Source organism: Pseudoduganella buxea (genome assembly GCF_009720835.1).
GTDB classification, from domain to species: Bacteria; Pseudomonadota; Gammaproteobacteria; order Burkholderiales; family Burkholderiaceae_D; genus Rugamonas; species Rugamonas buxea.
Genome location: NZ_WNKZ01000044.1, coordinates 1 through 16,241, shown reverse-complemented (window position 1 = coordinate 16,241; position 16,241 = coordinate 1). Strand labels below are relative to the sequence as shown.

The 16,241-nt window shown below is 67.8% G+C and carries 12 protein-coding genes; 5 read left to right on the top strand and 7 right to left on the bottom strand.

What is annotated here, in order from left to right; translation table 11 throughout:
- Window positions 1–47 precede the first annotated feature (47 nt).
- The gene (locus tag GM672_RS15610; protein WP_229417759.1) at window positions 48–1,190 is read right to left on the bottom strand and encodes a LacI family DNA-binding transcriptional regulator; all 1,143 of its coding nucleotides are present in this window, start codon (window positions 1,188–1,190) and stop codon (window positions 48–50) included.
- Between the two features lie 123 nt (window positions 1,191–1,313).
- On the bottom strand, window positions 1,314–1,532 hold the full coding sequence (locus tag GM672_RS15605) for a hypothetical protein (protein WP_155471460.1): 219 nt from the start codon (window positions 1,530–1,532) through the stop codon (window positions 1,314–1,316).
- Between the two features lie 167 nt (window positions 1,533–1,699).
- Here GM672_RS15605 and GM672_RS15600 point away from each other — a divergent pair, with 167 nt between their 5' ends.
- From GM672_RS15600 to GM672_RS15590, 3 genes are all read left to right on the top strand, one after another.
- Window positions 1,700–2,956, top strand: coding sequence for an Hsp70 family protein (locus tag GM672_RS15600; RefSeq protein WP_155471459.1), 1,257 nt, complete (start codon window positions 1,700–1,702; stop codon window positions 2,954–2,956).
- Window positions 2,957–2,977: 21 nt separating this feature from the next.
- Window positions 2,978–3,619 carry a 3'-5' exonuclease gene (locus GM672_RS15595; RefSeq protein ID WP_155471458.1) on the top strand — a complete coding sequence of 214 codons (642 nt, stop codon included), beginning with the start codon at window positions 2,978–2,980 and terminating at the stop codon, window positions 3,617–3,619.
- A 184-nt stretch (window positions 3,620–3,803) separates the two neighbouring features.
- Window positions 3,804–5,171 carry a tetratricopeptide repeat protein gene (locus tag GM672_RS15590; protein ID WP_155471457.1) on the top strand — a complete coding sequence of 456 codons (1,368 nt, stop codon included), beginning with the start codon at window positions 3,804–3,806 and terminating at the stop codon, window positions 5,169–5,171.
- Between the two features lie 3 nt (window positions 5,172–5,174).
- Here the strand turns inward: GM672_RS15590 and GM672_RS15585 are convergent, their stop codons facing one another.
- Complete coding sequence (locus GM672_RS15585) at window positions 5,175–6,983, bottom strand: GGDEF domain-containing protein (RefSeq protein WP_170300093.1); 1,809 nt, start codon at window positions 6,981–6,983, stop codon at window positions 5,175–5,177.
- 236 nt (window positions 6,984–7,219) lie between these two features.
- Between GM672_RS15585 and GM672_RS15580 the strand changes: the two genes are divergently transcribed.
- On the top strand, window positions 7,220–9,448 hold the full coding sequence (locus GM672_RS15580; protein ID WP_155471456.1) for a prolyl oligopeptidase family serine peptidase: 2,229 nt from the start codon (window positions 7,220–7,222) through the stop codon (window positions 9,446–9,448).
- 61 nt (window positions 9,449–9,509) lie between these two features.
- Here the strand turns inward: GM672_RS15580 and GM672_RS15575 are convergent, their stop codons facing one another.
- Both GM672_RS15575 and GM672_RS29245 read right to left on the bottom strand, forming a co-directional pair.
- Window positions 9,510–11,774 carry a M16 family metallopeptidase gene (locus tag GM672_RS15575; protein WP_229417758.1) on the bottom strand — a complete coding sequence of 755 codons (2,265 nt, stop codon included), beginning with the start codon at window positions 11,772–11,774 and terminating at the stop codon, window positions 9,510–9,512.
- Entirely contained in the window at window positions 11,762–12,370 is a 609-nt protein-coding gene (locus GM672_RS29245; RefSeq protein WP_229427758.1) for a M16 family metallopeptidase, read from the bottom strand. Before GM672_RS29245 ends, GM672_RS15575 begins: the two co-directional genes overlap by 13 nt.
- 162 nt (window positions 12,371–12,532) lie before the next feature.
- On the opposite strand from GM672_RS29245, the gene GM672_RS15570 reads away from it, so the two are divergent.
- Window positions 12,533–14,230, top strand: a complete 1,698-nt coding sequence (locus GM672_RS15570) for a DUF4214 domain-containing protein (protein WP_155471455.1) — start codon at window positions 12,533–12,535, stop codon at window positions 14,228–14,230.
- Here GM672_RS15570 and GM672_RS15565 read toward each other — a convergent pair.
- Together GM672_RS15565 and GM672_RS15560 are read right to left on the bottom strand one after the other, a co-directional pair.
- Window positions 14,218–15,222 carry a sensor domain-containing diguanylate cyclase gene (locus GM672_RS15565; RefSeq protein WP_155471454.1) on the bottom strand — a complete coding sequence of 335 codons (1,005 nt, stop codon included), beginning with the start codon at window positions 15,220–15,222 and terminating at the stop codon, window positions 14,218–14,220. The two genes, GM672_RS15570 and GM672_RS15565, sit on opposite strands and share 13 nt — an antisense overlap.
- Before the next feature lie 99 nt (window positions 15,223–15,321).
- Window positions 15,322–16,241, bottom strand: a 920-nt coding sequence (locus tag GM672_RS15560) for a sensor histidine kinase (protein ID WP_155471453.1), incomplete at its 5' end; no start/stop codon positions are given.

Below are 16,241 nucleotides of genomic sequence, written 5' to 3'. Positions count from 1 at the left end.
TCGGCGCCGCCATGAAGAAACCCGCCGCGGCGGGTTTTTTTTCGGCCTCAGGCGGCCAGCGGGTCGGCCGCTGTCGCCGGCACCAGCCGCGCCGTCGCGCCGGTAATGAACTGCGGCGCGAAGGTGCGCTTCTCCGCCGTGCCGCCGTGCGACTCGATCAGGGACGTCAGCAGGTCGGCCGCCGCCAGCGCCATATTGTGGATGGGCTGGCGCAGGGTCGTCAGGTTGTAGCTGAGCCAGTTGGACGGCTCGACGGCGTCGAAGCCGGCCACGGACAGCCGGCCCGGCACGTCGATGCCCAGTTCCTGGCGGGCGCAGTCGAGGCAGCCGATGGCCATCACGTCGTTGCCGCAGATGATGGCGTCCGGCACGCCGCCCTGGGCGACGATCTGGCGCACGCCGAGTACGCCGCTGGCATAGTCGAACTGGCCGGTGACGATGACGGGCGGCGGCAGGCCCAGTTCCTGCAAACGTTCGCAGGCGCCGTTGCGCCGCTCCGTGGCGACGGGAGAGTCGGCCGGCCCGGCGATGATGCCGAAGCGGCGGTGGCCGGCGGCCGCCAGTTTCGACGCCAGCAGCCGGCCCGCCTCGTACTGGTCGCACAGCACGCTGTTGACGGACTGGCCCCGCAGGTTGCGGTTGAACACGACCAGCGGCAGGCGGCGCCGTTCGAATTCCTCGACCTGGGCATCCGTCAGCGCGGCGGCCACGATGGCGCCATCGACCTGGTACTGCCAGATATCGGCCAGGATGGCTTCGACGTCGCTTTCGTGCTGCATCGTAAACAGCAGCACGCGCTTGCCGCGCCGGGCAATCTGCTGCGACAGCTCGGCCAGCGCTTCCGGGTAGTACAGGTTGGCCAGCTGCGAGATGACGACGGCCACCATGTTCGAGCGCCGCGTGATCAGGCTGCGCGCGGCCGCGTTGGGAATATAGTCCAGGCCGGCGGCCGCCTTCATCACCCGGGCATAGGTGGACTTCGACACGCTGGCGCCGGGCTTGAAGCAGCGCGACACGGCCGACTGCGACACGCCGGCCAGCATCGCCACGTCGTAGGAGGTGACGCGGCGTTCACTGCGCACGGACGGGCGCGCCACGCCTTGCCGGTCGATCGGGCGCTCCAGCGCCATGTTGTTCACGGACTGGGCGGCGGCCAGTTCGGCCATTGCGGGTGGTTTCGTTTTTCTCATCGTCTCTCTTGGGTTGCCGTAGGGCACCTGTTGTGAAACCGAGCATAACTGAAATACTTACCGTGTGGCAATTTTATATGCCGAGGCCGGCCTCGGGTGTCGCGCCTGCGCTACCCCGGCCGGTCAGACCAGCGCAACGGCGGCCGCAATGGCCAGCAACAGGGGCACGGCGGCGCCGGCGCGGCGGCGCCAGACGGCCCGGGTGCGCGACAGGGCCTGCTGGTGGCGCACGCGGGCACCACTGCCGATGGCGTGAATGTCTGCGCTGCGACGTGGCGGCACGGGGTGCGCGGACGGGCGGTTGGCTGGGTCCGGCGCGGGCGAGGGGGCGGGATGGTTCATGGCGTCTTCCAGGGTTCGTGTGAATTTCCTAGGGTAATTAGTTACGGGCCGGGCTTTTTGATCTGGCGCAAACCGTTCTCTGCTAAAATACCGCCCCTTCGGCGCCGCGACGGTCCCGCGTGATCCGCGCGGCAACATCCGGCCTCCATGGTTAATGAAAGGTAGTAATGGCGAACGCTTGCGGTGTCGACTTCGGCACATCCAATTCCACCGTCGGCTGGGTGCGCCCCGGCGCAAGCGCGAGCGCGATGCTGGCACTGGAAGAGGGCAAGACCACCTTGCCGTCCGTCGTGTTCTTCAATGCGGAGGATGACGGCGTTACCTTCGGCCGCGCCGCGCTGGCCGATTACCTGGCCGGCTACGAAGGCCGGCTGATGCGTTCGCTGAAAAGCCTGCTGGGCACGAGCCTGATGGACGGGCAGACGGAAGTGGCCGGCCGCGCCGTGCCGTTCCGCACTCTGCTGGCGCAATTCATCGGCGAACTGAAGCGCCGGGCCGACAGTGCCGCCGGCGCGCCGTTTACGTCCGTCGTGCTGGGCCGGCCCGTGCACTTCATCGACGACGACGCCAAGGCCGACCAGCTGGCCCAGGACACGCTCGGCGAGATCGCCCGCTCGGTGGGCTTCCAGCATATCGACTTCCAGTTCGAGCCCATCGCCGCCGCCTTCGACTACGAGTCGCAGATCGACCGCGAGGAGCTGGTGCTGATCGCCGACATCGGCGGCGGTACGTCGGACTTCTCGCTGGTGCGGCTGTCGCCCCGGCGTGCCGCCAAGCTGGACCGCCGCGACGACATCCTCGCCAACGGCGGCGTGCATATCGGCGGCACGGATTTCGACAAGTACCTGAGCCTGGCGGCCGTCATGCCCCTGCTGGGCTACGGCTCGCTGTTGAAGAACAGCAGCGCCATCCCGTCCAGCTATTACTTCAACCTGGCCACTTGGCACACGATCAACCAGGCCTACACGAAGAAGATGTGGACCCAGCTGGCCGAGCTGGTGCGCGACGCCCAGGACCAGCAGGCCATGAAACGGCTGCAGAACCTGATCGAGGATCGCGCCGGCCACTGGCTGGCGATGAAGGTGGAAGAGGGCAAGATCGCGTTGTCGGCACAGGAAGCGGTGCGGCTGGACCTGGACCGCCTGGCACCGAAGGTCGAGCTTGACGTGCGGCGCGTGCTGTTCGAGACTGCCATCGGCCACCTGGTCGACGACGTCGGCACGACGGTGGGCAAGCTGCTGGCCGACGCCGGTGTGCGCGCGGACCAGGTCGACACGGTGTTCTTCACGGGCGGTTCGTCGGGCGTGGGCCTGCTGCGAGAGCGCATCGGCGCGCTGGTACCGGGCGCACGCAAGGTCGAGGGCGACCTGTTCGGCAGCATCGGCGCCGGCCTGGCGCTCGACGCCGTGCGCAAGTTCGCGTGACCCCACAACACGGAGGTAGCAATGCTGGCTGAACCGGTCGTCATGATCGACTTCGAAACGACGGGACTGTCGCCCGACATGGGCGACCGCATCACGGAAGTGGCGGCGCTGCGCATCGTCGACGGGCGCATCGTCGAACGTTTCGTGTCGCTGGTGAACTGCCACGTGCGTATCCCGCCATTCATCACGAGCCTGACAGGCATCACGCAGCAGATGGTCGACGGCGCGCCGCCGGCCACGGACGTGGTGCCGCGCCTCCTGGAATTCATCGGCGCCGACACCCTGGCTGCCCACAACGCCAGCTTCGACGAGAAGTTCCTCCGCGCCGAAGGGGGGCGCCTGGGCCTGGAATCGGGCCATGGCGGCACGGTCTGCTCGCTCAAGCTGTCGCGCCGCGTTTTCCCCCAGCTGGGCAGCTACAAGCTGGGCACCCTGAGCGGCCGCCTGGGCATCCCGTTCCGCGGCACGGCCCACCGGGCCGAGGCCGACGCCGAAGTGGCGGCCGAACTGCTGCTGCACATCGGCCGCCACCTTGCCAGCAGCTACGGCATCGCCCGCGTCGATGCCGGCCTGCTGCTGTCGGTGAACCGCCTGGCCGCCGCCAAGGTGCACACATGGCTGCAAAAGCATGCCGCCACCGGGGCGGTGCCGCCGCCCGCCTGATTCGCCGTCCGTCGCCGTGATTTCCGGGCCCGCTGCGTGCAGACGCAGCGGGCCTTTTGCCGTGCGTCGCGTCTTGCAAGGTTGTGCATGACAAACTGATAAAGCGATTGAGACTGCGCAAATGGAATGCGCAGGCACTTATTAAACTTCTTACAACACCGACGTGCTGGATGGGGGAACTGGCATGAAACATCGCTATTCGAAGGAGGAAGTCAGCATCTGCGCGTGGTTTCGTGGCGCCGCCGAGGCTGGCAATCCGTATGCGCAGTTCAACCTGGCCCTGCTGTACAAGCGGGGCAAGGGCGTCGAGCGCGACGAGGAACAGGCATTCGCGTGGATGCGGCTGGCGGCGCTGCAGGGTATCGCCTTTGCCCAGAACCATCTCGGTGCCATGTACTACAACGGCTGCGGCACGCCCCGCGACGATGCCGAGGCCGTGTTCTGGTTCCGCATGGCGGCCAAGCAGGGCGACGCGTCGGCCCAGCAGAACCTGGGGCTGATGTACCGCAAGGGGCGCGGCGTGCCACGCAGCGACGACATGGCCCTGACGTGGTTCAGCCGCGCCGCCGAGCAGGGCGTTGCCAGCGCCCAGACCCTGCTGGGCGAAGCGTACGCCCAGGGCCTGGGCACGCAGCGCAATTTCGCGCTGGCGCTGGCCTGGTTCCGCAAGGCGGCGCTGCAGGGCGACGCCACGGCGCAGCTCAACCTGGGCCTGATGTACCGGCGCGGCCATGGCGTGCTGCAAAGCGATACCCAGGCCATCGCCTGGTACCGCCAGGCCGCCGCGCAGGGCCACGCGGCCGCCCAGCGCCACCTCGGCATCGTCTACGCGGAAGGGCGGGGCGTAACGGCGGACCTGGAACGGGCCTGCTCGTGGCTGCAGCGGGCGGCCGACCAGGGCGACGCCGATGCCCAGTTCCACTTGGCCGTAATGCTGTCCAACGGCCATGGCCTGCCGAAGGACGAAGCGCTGGCGGCCCAGTGGTACCGCCGCGCCGCCGACGCGGGCCATGTGCTGGCGCAATACAACCTGGGCAGCCTGTATGCGTATGGCCGGGGCGTCGAGCGCGATGCGGAGCGGGCGCTGGACTGGTACCGCAAGGCCGCCGAGCAGGGCGCCGCGAATGCCCAGTTCAATGTCGGTGTCATCTATGCCAACGGCCACGGCGTGCCGAAGGACGAAGCGCGCGCCGTCGCCTGGTACCGCCATGCGGCCGCGCAGGGCGATGCCAGCGCGCAGAACAACCTGGGCGTCATGTACGCCAACGGCCAGGGCGTGCCGCAGGACGATATCGAGGCCGTGCGGTGGTACCGCAAGGCTGCCGAACAGTGCCACCCCCTGGCCCAGTACAACCTGGGCGGCATGTACAACAGCGGCCGGGGTGTCGAGCAGAACCCCGTCCTGTCGTATATGTGGATTTCGCTCGCCGCCGAGGCCGGCGACGAAACGGCCCGCACCAACCGCAAGCTGATCGAACGGCGCCTGACGCGCGAAGAACTGGGGTCGGCATTGCAGATGACGCAGCGGTGGCGCGACGCGCACCGCGCCTAGGGACTAGCGCTGCGGCTCCTGGCGCCGGTCGAGGAACAGGCTGTTGCCATGGATCTTCTTGGCCTGCTTCTTCGCCTCGGCCGCGCTGGTGGCGATCTGGTGGTGCGAATAATACTGGCGCGGTTCCACCTTGATGACACCCAGCGACAGGCTCATCAGCGAATAAAATACCTTCCGGCCTTGCCGGTCCTCGCTGAAATAACCGCCCCGCTCGCAATCGTCGTTGCTGTAGAAGGCCGTGATGCTGCCGGCGAACTCGGCCAGGATGGCGGCGCAGCGGCTTTCCCAATCCTCGCTCTGGAACAGCAGCATGAAGTCGTCGCCGCCGATATGGCCGACGAAGTCCCGGTCCGGATCGCAATGGCCGGACAGGATGCGCCCCGCCAGCTGGATCACGTCGTCGCCGCGGCGGTAGCCGTACACGTCGTTGAACGGCTTGAAGTGGTCCAGGTCGCAGTAGCACACCCAGAAACGCGTGCCGCTGGCCAGCAAGCGGTCGATGTGCTCGTTGATGGGCACATTGCCGGGCAGCTGCGTCAGCGGATTGGCGTAGCGGGCCGCGTTGATCTGCATCTGCGTGATCTCGCGCATCAGGTCGTGGCCCGTACCCATGCCCAGGTAGCGGCCTTCGTCCGTGATGATGAAGCCGTTGAACAGGTGGTGGGCGTCCGACTCCACCATCCGGTATGACAAATCCTGCAGGCTCGTGTCCTTGTCGGCGATCAGGGGCGTGCTGTCCATGAACTGGCGGCAGGATTTTTTGCCGTACAGCTCGCGCTGGTAGGGCCGGGCGAAGTGCTCGATGACGTCGAAGCGGGAAATCAGGCCCAGCGGCACATCCTCATCCACCACGGGCACGATCAGCAGCTTCGGCTCGCGCAGGAACAGCTCATACACCTCGTTGTTCGTCATCGACGGCGGCACGGCCGCGACCCGGTGCAGCAGTTTCAGGATGCTCACGCTGGTGTTCTCCGCCTGGCGTTGCGGGTAGACGGCCACGCCGTTGCGCGACAGGGCCTGGGCCACCTCGGCCGGCAGCGCCCTGGCCGGTGTCGGATGGGGCCGGCCCAGGTGGTAGCCCTGGGCGAAGCCGATGCCCAGGTCGCGCAGCACCAGCAGCTCGGCCTGCGTCTCGATGCCTTCGGCGATCACCAGCGTGTCCGATTTCTCGGCGATCTGCTGGATCGAGCGGACGAACTGCAGCTTGACGGCGTCGTGGTTGATGCCCTGGATGAAGTGCATGTCGATCTTGACGTATTCCGGCCGCAGCTCGGACCACAGCCGCAGGCTGGAAAAGCCTTCGCCCAGGTCGTCGATGGCGATGCCGAAGCCCATGTCGCGGTAGTGCAGCACGGCGTCGCGCATCAGCGCGTAGTCGTAGGTGGGCTGGTTCTCCGTCAGCTCGATGATGACGCGCTCGGGCGCGATGCCGATCTGGCGGATCGTGTCGAGCGTCTCGCCATGGCTGCCGGGGCGCTGCGGCAGCAGGCAGTCCGGGCTGACATTCAGGAACAACCGGCCCGGCAGCGCCAGTTCGGCGAAGCGCTCCAGCACGACCCTGCGGCACAGCGACTCCACTTCGCGCATCAGGCCGTTGTCGCGGGCCGCCTTGAACAGGCTCATCGGCGCATGCAGGGGACTGTCGGACGGGCCCCGGATCAGCCCCTCGTAGCCGACGATGTCGCCCGTGCCCATGTGGATAATGGGCTGGAACAGGGCCGTCAGCTGCCGCCGGGCGAGGATGTCGCGCAGGTAGGCCGCCGTCAGCCGGTCGCCGTCCGCATGCAGGTGGGTCAGGTTGGCGGCGGGCAGGACGGGAAACAACAGGGCGGTCGCGGAGGTCACGGTGGCATCGGGGAAGCGGGAATGCCGCCCATCTTAATCTTGCATTGTGACAAGATGATGAAGCGAAGCACCATGCAACAACCGTTTTTTGCCGAATAATCCACGCCACCTCCCGTGACCTTACCGCTTTTATTTTCCTGGGTTCACGCTATCATCTGCCGATCCGCCCCGAGCGGGATCACAACCATAAGGACACAGCACACATGGCATTTCGACGCGCTTCCCTCGTACTTTCGCTGCTGGCCGCATTCGGCGGACAGGCCCAGGCCCTGCCTTGCGCGCCCGGATCGGCCAACCCTGCCGACACCGCCAAGGTCGCCTACCCGGCCACGCAGAAGGTCGACCAGCGGGACACCTACCACGGCACCACGATCGCCGATCCCTACCGCTGGCTGGAAGACGCCAACAGCGCCGACACGAAGGCCTGGGTCGAGCAGCAGAACGCGCTGACGCAAGGCTACCTGGCACAGATTCCCGAGCGCGCCGCCATCCGCGCGCGCCTGACCAAGCTGTGGAACTTCGAGCGCTTCTCGGTGCCGTACAAGGAAGGCGGCCGCTACTTCTACAACCGCAACGACGGGCTGCAGAACCAGTCCGTGCTGTACACGATGAAGACCCTGGACGAAGAACCGCGCCTGCTGCTGGACCCCAACAAGCTGGCCGCCGACGGCACCGTGGCGCTGGCCGGCGCGGCCGTCAGCCCGGACGGCAAGTACCTGGCCTACAGCACGGCCGCCTCCGGTTCGGACTGGAACGAAATCCGCGTGCGCCACATCGACAGCGGCAAGGACACGCAGGACCATGTCAAGTGGGTCAAGTTCTCGAACACGGCCTGGGCCCATGACGGCTCCGGCTTCTACTACAGCCGCTACGACGAACCGACGGAAGCGGCCAAGCTGGCCGGCATCAACTACTTCCAGAAGCTGTACTTCCACAAGATCGGCACCAGCCAGGACAAGGACGTGCTGGTCTACGAGCGCAAGGACCAGAAGGAATGGGGCTTCTCGGCCGAAGTGACGGACGACGGCCGCTGGCTCGTCATCAATTCGTCCCAGGGCACCGATCCGAAGAACCGCGTCTTCATCAAGGACCTGACGAAGAAGAACAGCAAGGTCGTGGGCCTGCTGGAGGCGTTCGACGCGTCCTACAGCTTCATCGACAATATCGGCAGCACCTTCTACTTCGTCACCGACAAGAACGCGCCGAAGTCGCGCATCGTCGCCATCGACGTGAAGGACGCCGCGCCGGCCAAATGGCAGGAAATCGTCGCCGAAGGCGCCGCCACGCTGACGGGCGCGAACATCATCAACAACCAGCTGGTGGCCGAGTACCTGACGGACGCCCGCAGCGCGGTGCAGGTGTTCGACCTGAAGGGCAAACCCCTGCATGACGTCAGCCTGCCCGGCATCGGTTCGGCCGGCGGCTTCAACGGCAAGCGCACGGACACGGAGACCTTCTACTCGTACACCAGCTTCACGACGCCGACGACGATCTACCGCTACGACCTGAAGACGGGCCAGAGCCAGGTCTACCGCCAGCCGAAGGTGGACTTCGACCCGAGCGCCTACGAGACGCGCCAGGAATTCTTCACCAGCAAGGATGGCACGAAGGTGCCCATGTTTATCGTGGCGAAGAAGGGCATCAAGCTGGACGGCTCGAACCCCACCTACCTGTACGGCTACGGCGGCTTCAACGTGTCCTTGACCCCCAGCTTCTCCGTGGCCAACCTGGCCTGGGTGGAAATGGGCGGCGTCTACGTGATGGCCAACCTGCGCGGCGGCGGCGAGTACGGCGAAGCGTGGCACAAGGCCGGCACCAAGCTGCAGAAGCAGAACGTGTTCGACGATTTCATCGGCGCGGCCGAATGGCTGATCGCCAACAAGGTGACGTCGCCGGAAAAACTGTCGATCGGCGGCGGCAGCAACGGCGGCCTGCTGGTGGGCGCGGCCATGACGCAGCGGCCCGACCTGTACGCGGCGGCCCTGCCGGCCGTGGGCGTGATGGACATGCTGCGCTTCCACAAGTTCACCATCGGCTGGGCCTGGACGTCGGACTACGGCTCGTCGGACAACCCGGAAGAGTTCAAGGCCCTCGTCAAGTACTCGCCCCTGCATAACCTGAAACCGGGCACCTGCTACCCGGCCACGATGGTGACGACGGCAGACCATGACGACCGCGTCGTGCCGGCGCACAGCTTCAAGTTCGCCGCCGCGGCCCAGGCCAGCCAGGCCGGCCCCGCGCCGATCCTGATCCGCATCGACACCAAGGCCGGCCACGGCGCCGGCAAGCCGACGTCCAAGCAGATCGAGGAAGTGGCGGACAAGTGGGGCTTCCTGGCGCGCACCCTGAAGATGAATGCGACCCTGGTACCCACCTCGGTTCCAGCCACCGCACAGGGACCGGCGGCAGCACCGGCGGGCGGCGCCCAGTAAGGTCGCCGCACAAAAAAAGCGCCGCTTCGTGCGGCGCTTTTTTCGTCTTCGTCCGCGCGCTTTACTTCGCGAACACCGCCGTCACCGGCACGATCCGCACCGCCTCCGGCCGCAAGCCCAGCTTCATCGCACCGACGGCCTTGTCTTCCTCCAGCACCGCCTGGGCCTTGTTACCGTCATACTTGATGGGCGAGAAGGCATCGGACAGCAGTTTCTCCTTCAGGCCCGCCGCATCCTTCGTCACCATCACTACCGACAGGTTCTTCGACGACAGGTGCCGTCGCATCGCGGCGTTCACGTCCGCCACCGTCAACCTGGCCAGGCCGTCCCGCATCAGCTTCGTGAATTCCACGGTGCCGTACCAGCGCGAATCGAGGGCGTAGCCCAGCTGCTGGTCCTGCGTCGACGTCATCAGGAAGACATTCTTCATCAGGTAGTTGCGGGTGCTGTCGAAGTCGGCCTGCGACAGGCCGTCGGCCAGCATCTTGTCCAGCTCCGCCAGGGCCAGGCGCAAGGCGAAGTGGGCATTGTCCGGCACCACCGGGCGCAGCCAGATCTCGAACAGCTGTGCCTTGCGGGCCACGTTCGGATCGGGGAAGAACTGGAACATCCCGCGCGGGAAGGCCTCGATATACGCGTAGTCGCCGTAGTTCAGCCCACGCAGTTCGCGCATGCGCTGGTACAGCACACCGCTCGAGGCCCTGTGTTCGCCCAGCCACGTCTTGGCCAGCCACAGGGCGGGGAAGTCCGGATGGGCGCGCGTCACCGTCAGGGGCAGGCCGAACGAGATCGACGTGGCGCGCGTGTCCTTCTGCACGATCTCCACCTCCAGCCCCTGCGGCATGCGCCCGGCGGGCACCGACGTGGCGGGCAGGCCGGTGCCCGCCGGCAGCCGCGCCAGCTGCGTCTTCAGTTGTTCCACCATCGCCTCCGTCACGTCGCCGGCAATGGCGACCTTGATGGCGCCGCGCGCGTAGGCCTGCCGGTAAAAGGCCTTGACGTCGTCCAGGGTGATGGCGTCGATCCCGCGCGCCGTGCCCAGGACGGGGTGGGCGTAGCCGGTACCGGCGAAGACGTTGGCCTGCAGCCGCTCCTTGGCCAGCTCCTCCTCGTTATTGTTCTTCAGGTCCACGTCCAGCGCGTTCTTCTGCGCGTCCCGCAAGCGCCGGAAGTCTTCCTCCCGAAAACCGGGCGACAGCAGCAGCGGCATGGCGATTTCCTGGAACTCGGTCCATTTGTCGCGGTGCACCGAGCCGGTGAAGGTGGTGAGTTCCTTGTCGGCGCGGGCGTCGAAGCTGCCGGCCATCGGGAACAGGGCTTTCGTCACTTCGTCGACCTTGCGCTCGAGCGAGCCGCCGGCGGCCACCATCGCCGCCGTCAGCGCCGCCAGGCCTTCCTTGCCGGCCGGGTCGTGGGCCGAGCCGGCCGCGAACATCAGCTTGTAGCGCACCTGTGGCAGGGCCGTCTTCTGCACGGTGACGTCGAAGGCCGCCTTGCCGGCCGGCGCGGCGAACGAGGCCAGGCCCGGCAGTTGCGCCAGCGCGGGGTCGGCCTCGCCATGTGCGAGGGTCAGGAGCACCAGGCCTTCGTCGCGCAGCCAGGTGCGGGCCGCAGCCTGCAGGTCCGCCGGCGTCAGGCTGTCGATGAGACGGTAGTAGCGGTTCAGGGTGTCGTAGGAACGCTCGAAGTGGACGTAGCTGGCCAGGGTCGCGGCGATCCGCTCGGTGTTGTCCAGCGAGCGGATCAGGCCGTATTTCATGGCGGCCTTGCCGTCGGCCAGCTTGGCGGCCGGCAGCGGCGTGTCGCGCAGCCCGGCCATCGTCGCGAGCATGGCGTCGCGCACGGCCAGCGTATCCCCGGCGCGCTTGACGCGCGCGCCCAGTATCCACAAGGTGGGGTCGACCCGCTCGGGCGTGTAGGTCAGCAGCTGATCGACCTTCTGCTCGTCCTGCACCAGGCGCTTGTAGAGGGGCGACGTCTCGCCGTAGGCCAGCGACAGCAGCATCGCCAGCGCGGCTCCCTCCTTGTCGACGACGGAGAAGCGTGGCGCCCGCACGCCCAGCGCCACCCAGGGCAGGGTCGGCGTGGTCCATGTGACGTGCCGGTACGCCGGGCCTTGCGGCGGCGGCTCCACCGGCACGCTGGCCCGGTAGCTGCCGCGCTGCCAGCGGCCCCAGTATTTTTCCACCAGCGCGAAGGCGCGCGCCGGCACCACGTCGCCGGCGACGATGATGGTGGTGCGTTCGGGCCGGTACCAGCGGTCGAAGAACACCTTCGAGTAGGCATACTGGTTCGGCATGTCCTCGATGTCTTTCAGGAAGCCCATCGTCGTGTGCCGTACGTGTGCGTCGTGAAGGCGGCCTCGCGCATCACTTCCAGCATCTTCTGCACCGGGTTGGCGCTGTTCTTGTTGTACTCGCCCAGCACGGCACGCGCCTCCGTCCGGAACACGTCCTCGTCGTAGGCCAGGTTCTGGAAGCGGTCGGCCTCCACCTTCAGCACTTCCTCCAGGTCTTCCTTGGCGAACGTGATGTGGTAGTTGGTCAGGTCGTCGCTCGTATAGGCGTTCTGCCGGGCGCCGGCGCGGGCGATCATCTGCTGGTACTTCGCCGGCGGATTGGCGGGCGTGCCGCGAAACATCATGTGCTCGAAGAAGTGGGCGAAGCCGGACTTGCCCGGCTCGATCTCGTTGCGCGAGCCCGTCTGCACGGGAATCTCGACGGTGACGAGATCGGGAGAGCCCGTGGGCACGACAATGACCTTCAGGCCGTTCGGCAGGGTCTTCTCGGCCGCCTTGAAGGGCAGCACGGGGCTGGCCGGTGCGGCCGCTGCGGCCCGGGCGGCGGGCAAGGCCAGCACCAGGGCCGCGCAGGCGACCAGTAGGGAACAGCTCAGGGCGGACGGCAGGGCGGAAAATCGCACGGTGTCTCCTTGCGCAAATGGTTTCATGATGAATCGACAAGCGTCAGAATACGACGGCCCGGTGCCGATGAACAGCGCCGGGATGCCGCGTGTTTCCCCAGCGCGACAGGCCCGCGACGGCATGCTAGTATCGGGCGGTTTTCGACCATTTTCCGTCCTGCCATGAGTCTCGACACCGGTAACAACGCCATCGACGCGCTGGTCTACAACAGCTGGACCGGCGTGGCCGGCGCGCCCGTCACCCTGACCTACAGTTTCCTGACGCGCTCGCCCTCCGGGGCCAGCGCCGACGACCGCAACGGCTTTCGCGCCATGACCGAGGCCCAGCAGGGCGCCGTGCGCGAGGCGCTGGCCAAGTGGGCCGGCGTTGCCAACGTCACGTTCGAGCAGGTCGCCAGCGGTGGCAACCTGCTGTTCGGCAGCAACGACCAGGGCCGCGAAAGCAGCGCCTATGCCTACCTGCCGGGCACGGGCGTGACGTCGCTGGCCATGTACACCAATATCCAGAACGGCTACAACAGCGTGTTCACGCCGGGCAGCTACGGTCCGGCCGTGCTGGTGCACGAGATCGGTCACCTGCTGGGGTTGAAGCACCCGGGCGACTACGACTCCACCGGCGGCGGCGGCTCCGGGCCCTTCCTGCCGGCGGCCACGGACAACGGCGACTACACGCAGATGTCGTATGACCAGCCGACCAGCTGGAACGTCAACCGCCACTACGCCACCACGCCGATGCTGTACGACATCCAGGCGATCCAGTACCTGTATGGCGCCAACACGGGCTGGCACGCCGGCGACGATGTGTATGCCTTTGCCGCCGATGCGACGCCCCAGTGCATCTGGGACGCGGGCGGCAACAACACCATCGATTTTTCCGCCTGCACGGGCGCGGCCGTCATCAACCTGAACGCGGGCAGCTTCAGCGAAACGGCGCCAGGACTGAACAACCTGTCCATCGCCTACGGCGTTGCCGTGCAGGGCGCCATCGCGGGCTCGGGCGACACGACCATTCATGCGAACGACCTGGGCAACCTGCTGCGCGGCGGCGCCGGCACGGACGTGATTCACGCGGGGGCCGGCAACGACACCATCGACGGTGGCGCCGGCATCGATACGGTCGTCTTCGCGGGCAGCTACGCGCGCTATACGGTGGCGGCCGGCAGCGGCGGCATCGCCGTGGGCGGCGACGGCAGCGACACGCTGGTCGGAATCGAGCTGCTGCAGTTCGCCGACCGCGTCGTGCGCGTGGGCGACGTGGCCGCCGCCGCCGACGGCACGCCCGGCAACGACCGCATCGTCGCGCCCGCCGCCAGCGTCACCATCGATGGCGGCGCCGGGCTCGATACGGTCGTCTTCGCCGGCAAGGTTGCCGACTACCGGCTGGCCGTCGGCGGCACCGGCGTGACCGTCGGCGGCAACGGTGTCGAGGATGTGCTGGTGAACGTGGAGCGGCTCGTGTTCGCCGACGGCGGCATCGCGCTGGACCTGGCCGGCGGCGGCGCGGGCCAGCTGTACCGGCTGTACCAGGCCGTCTTCGACCGTGCGCCCGACCCGGGCGGCATGGCCTACTGGCTGGCGCAACAGGACGCCGGCGCGAGCCTGGTCGGCATCGCGGACAGCTTCGTCGGCAGCGCCGAATTCGTCGCCGCCAATGGCCGCCTCGACGATGCCGCCTACGTCACGCGCCTGTACCAGAACGTGCTGGACCGCGCGCCCGATCCGGGCGGCTTTGCCTGGCACGTCGACAACCTGGCGCACGGCGTGTCGCGCGCCCAGGCATTGCTGGACTTCTCCGAGTCGGCCGAATTCATCGCCGGCCTGGCGCCCAGCTTGCCGGTCGGCGTGTTCTACACCGTGTAGGCGGGCAGCTCGCCGTCGGCCTCGCGCGTCAGGCTGATGCGGTTGCGGCCCATGTGCTTGGCGCGGTACAGCGCGGCGTCGGCCGTGGCGATCAGCTGGCCCGCTTCCGTTTCCGGCGACGGCAGCGCCGTGGCGGCGCCGATGCTGACGGTGACGCACCGCTTGGCTGCGCCCAGGTTCGGCAGGTTCAGGCTTTCGACCCGGCAGCGGATGCGTTCGGCCACGATGGCCGCCCCCTTCAGCGACTGGTTCGGCAGGATGACGGCGAATTCCTCGCCGCCGTAGCGGGCCACCAGGTCGTTGGCGCGCATTTCGCTCGCCACCGCGGTGGCGATGCGCTGCAGGCATTCATCGCCGCCCACGTGGCCATGGGCGTCGTTGTACTGCTTGAAGCTGTCGACATCGACCATCAGCAGCGACAGCGGCTGGTGCTGGCGCAGCGCGCGCTGCCATTCGGCTTGCAGCGTGTCGTCGAAACAGCGGCGATTGGCCAGCCCTGTCAGGCCGTCGCGCGTGGCCAGCTGCTCCAGCGCGATCTGGGCCTGCTTCTCGTCCGTCATGTCGCGCAAGGTCTCCACCACGGCCGTGACGTTGCCGTCGTCGTCGACGATGGGGCTGACGTCGACGGCCAGGTAGCGCCGGCGCGGCGCGCGCGGCATGTCGCACCAGCTTTGCGCGGCAAGGTGGGCGCCGTCCTCGCACAGGCGCTGGTGGCTGTCGTACAGGGTCGGCACCTCGCCTGTGCGGCGCTGGATCACCAGGTCGGCCAGGGTAGGGCGGGCCTTGCCGTAGAAGCAGCGCCACGCGTCCCGCGTGCCCAGCATCTCGCGCGCCGGGACGCCCGTCAGGCGCTCGCAGGCGCGGTTCCACACGATCACCCGGCACTGGGCATCGAGGACGAAGGTTGGTATAACCAGAAGTTCCAGCAGCCTGTAAGCAGCCCCGTGCGGTGCGACGACCGCAGCTTGTTGCCGGAGGATTTGCGTGTTCATGGAGGTCCCGTTCGTGATAACACGTAGTTTTGTTGAGGTGAAAAGTAAGCCGGGCGGAACTTCGCCCGGGCGTGCGGCGCGCAGCGGGGGTTTGGCTGGCTAACCGCAATACTCGGTGTGATTCCTGGCGTGATGCTGGACGTGGTGCTTCCCGTGATGCTGCACGTCATTCGCGGCAGGCGCCCCGTCGGGCAGTACGGCGCCGGCCAGCAACGGCACGGCGATCGTCAAGGTCGTGCCGCGGCCCGGCCGGCTGTCGAGGTCCAGGCGCCCGCCGGCGGCGGCCACGCGCTCGGCCATGCCGGCCAGGCCCGCGCCTGTGGCGGCCTCGGCTTTCATGCCGACGCCGTTGTCCCGTACTGTCAACACCAGGCCGTTGGCGTCGCGGTGCAGCGCCACGTGCACCTCGGTGGCGGCGGCATGGCGCAGCACGTTCGACAGTGTTTCCTGCAGGATGCGGAACACGGCCGTCTCGGCCGCGGCGCACGGCGTCGGGCCGATGGCCGGCACGCCATCCAGGCCGGCGGCGTCGAGCCGGCAGCGCAGGCCCGTGCGGCGGGCGAATTCCTCCACCTGGCAGCGCACGGCCTGGCGCAGCCCCCCGTCCAGCGCGGCCGGGCGCAGGTCGTTGATGATGGCGCGCAGCGAGGCGGTGGTCAGTCCCACGTGGCGTTCGATCCGTTCGGTGTGCTGGCGCAGCCATGGCGGCAGGCGGGGATCGCCGTGCAGGCCGCCAATGTCGAGCTGCAGGGCCAGCAGGCGCTGGCCCAGGTCGTCGTGGATGTCGCGGCCGATGCGGCGCCGTTCGGCGTCGCGGCTGGCGGCGCGGGTGGCTTCACGGTCGGCCTGGCGGTTTGCGGCCAGGCGGCATAAACTGGCCTGGGTAGCGCGCAAGGCCCGCTCGGCGTGGTCGCGCAGGCCCTGTTCCTGGGCCAGCCGGGTGCGCAGCAGGGCGCATTCGCGCGCCTGCAGCCGGCGCTGCCAGTCGGCACCCACGGCCAGCACGGCGCACGCGATCG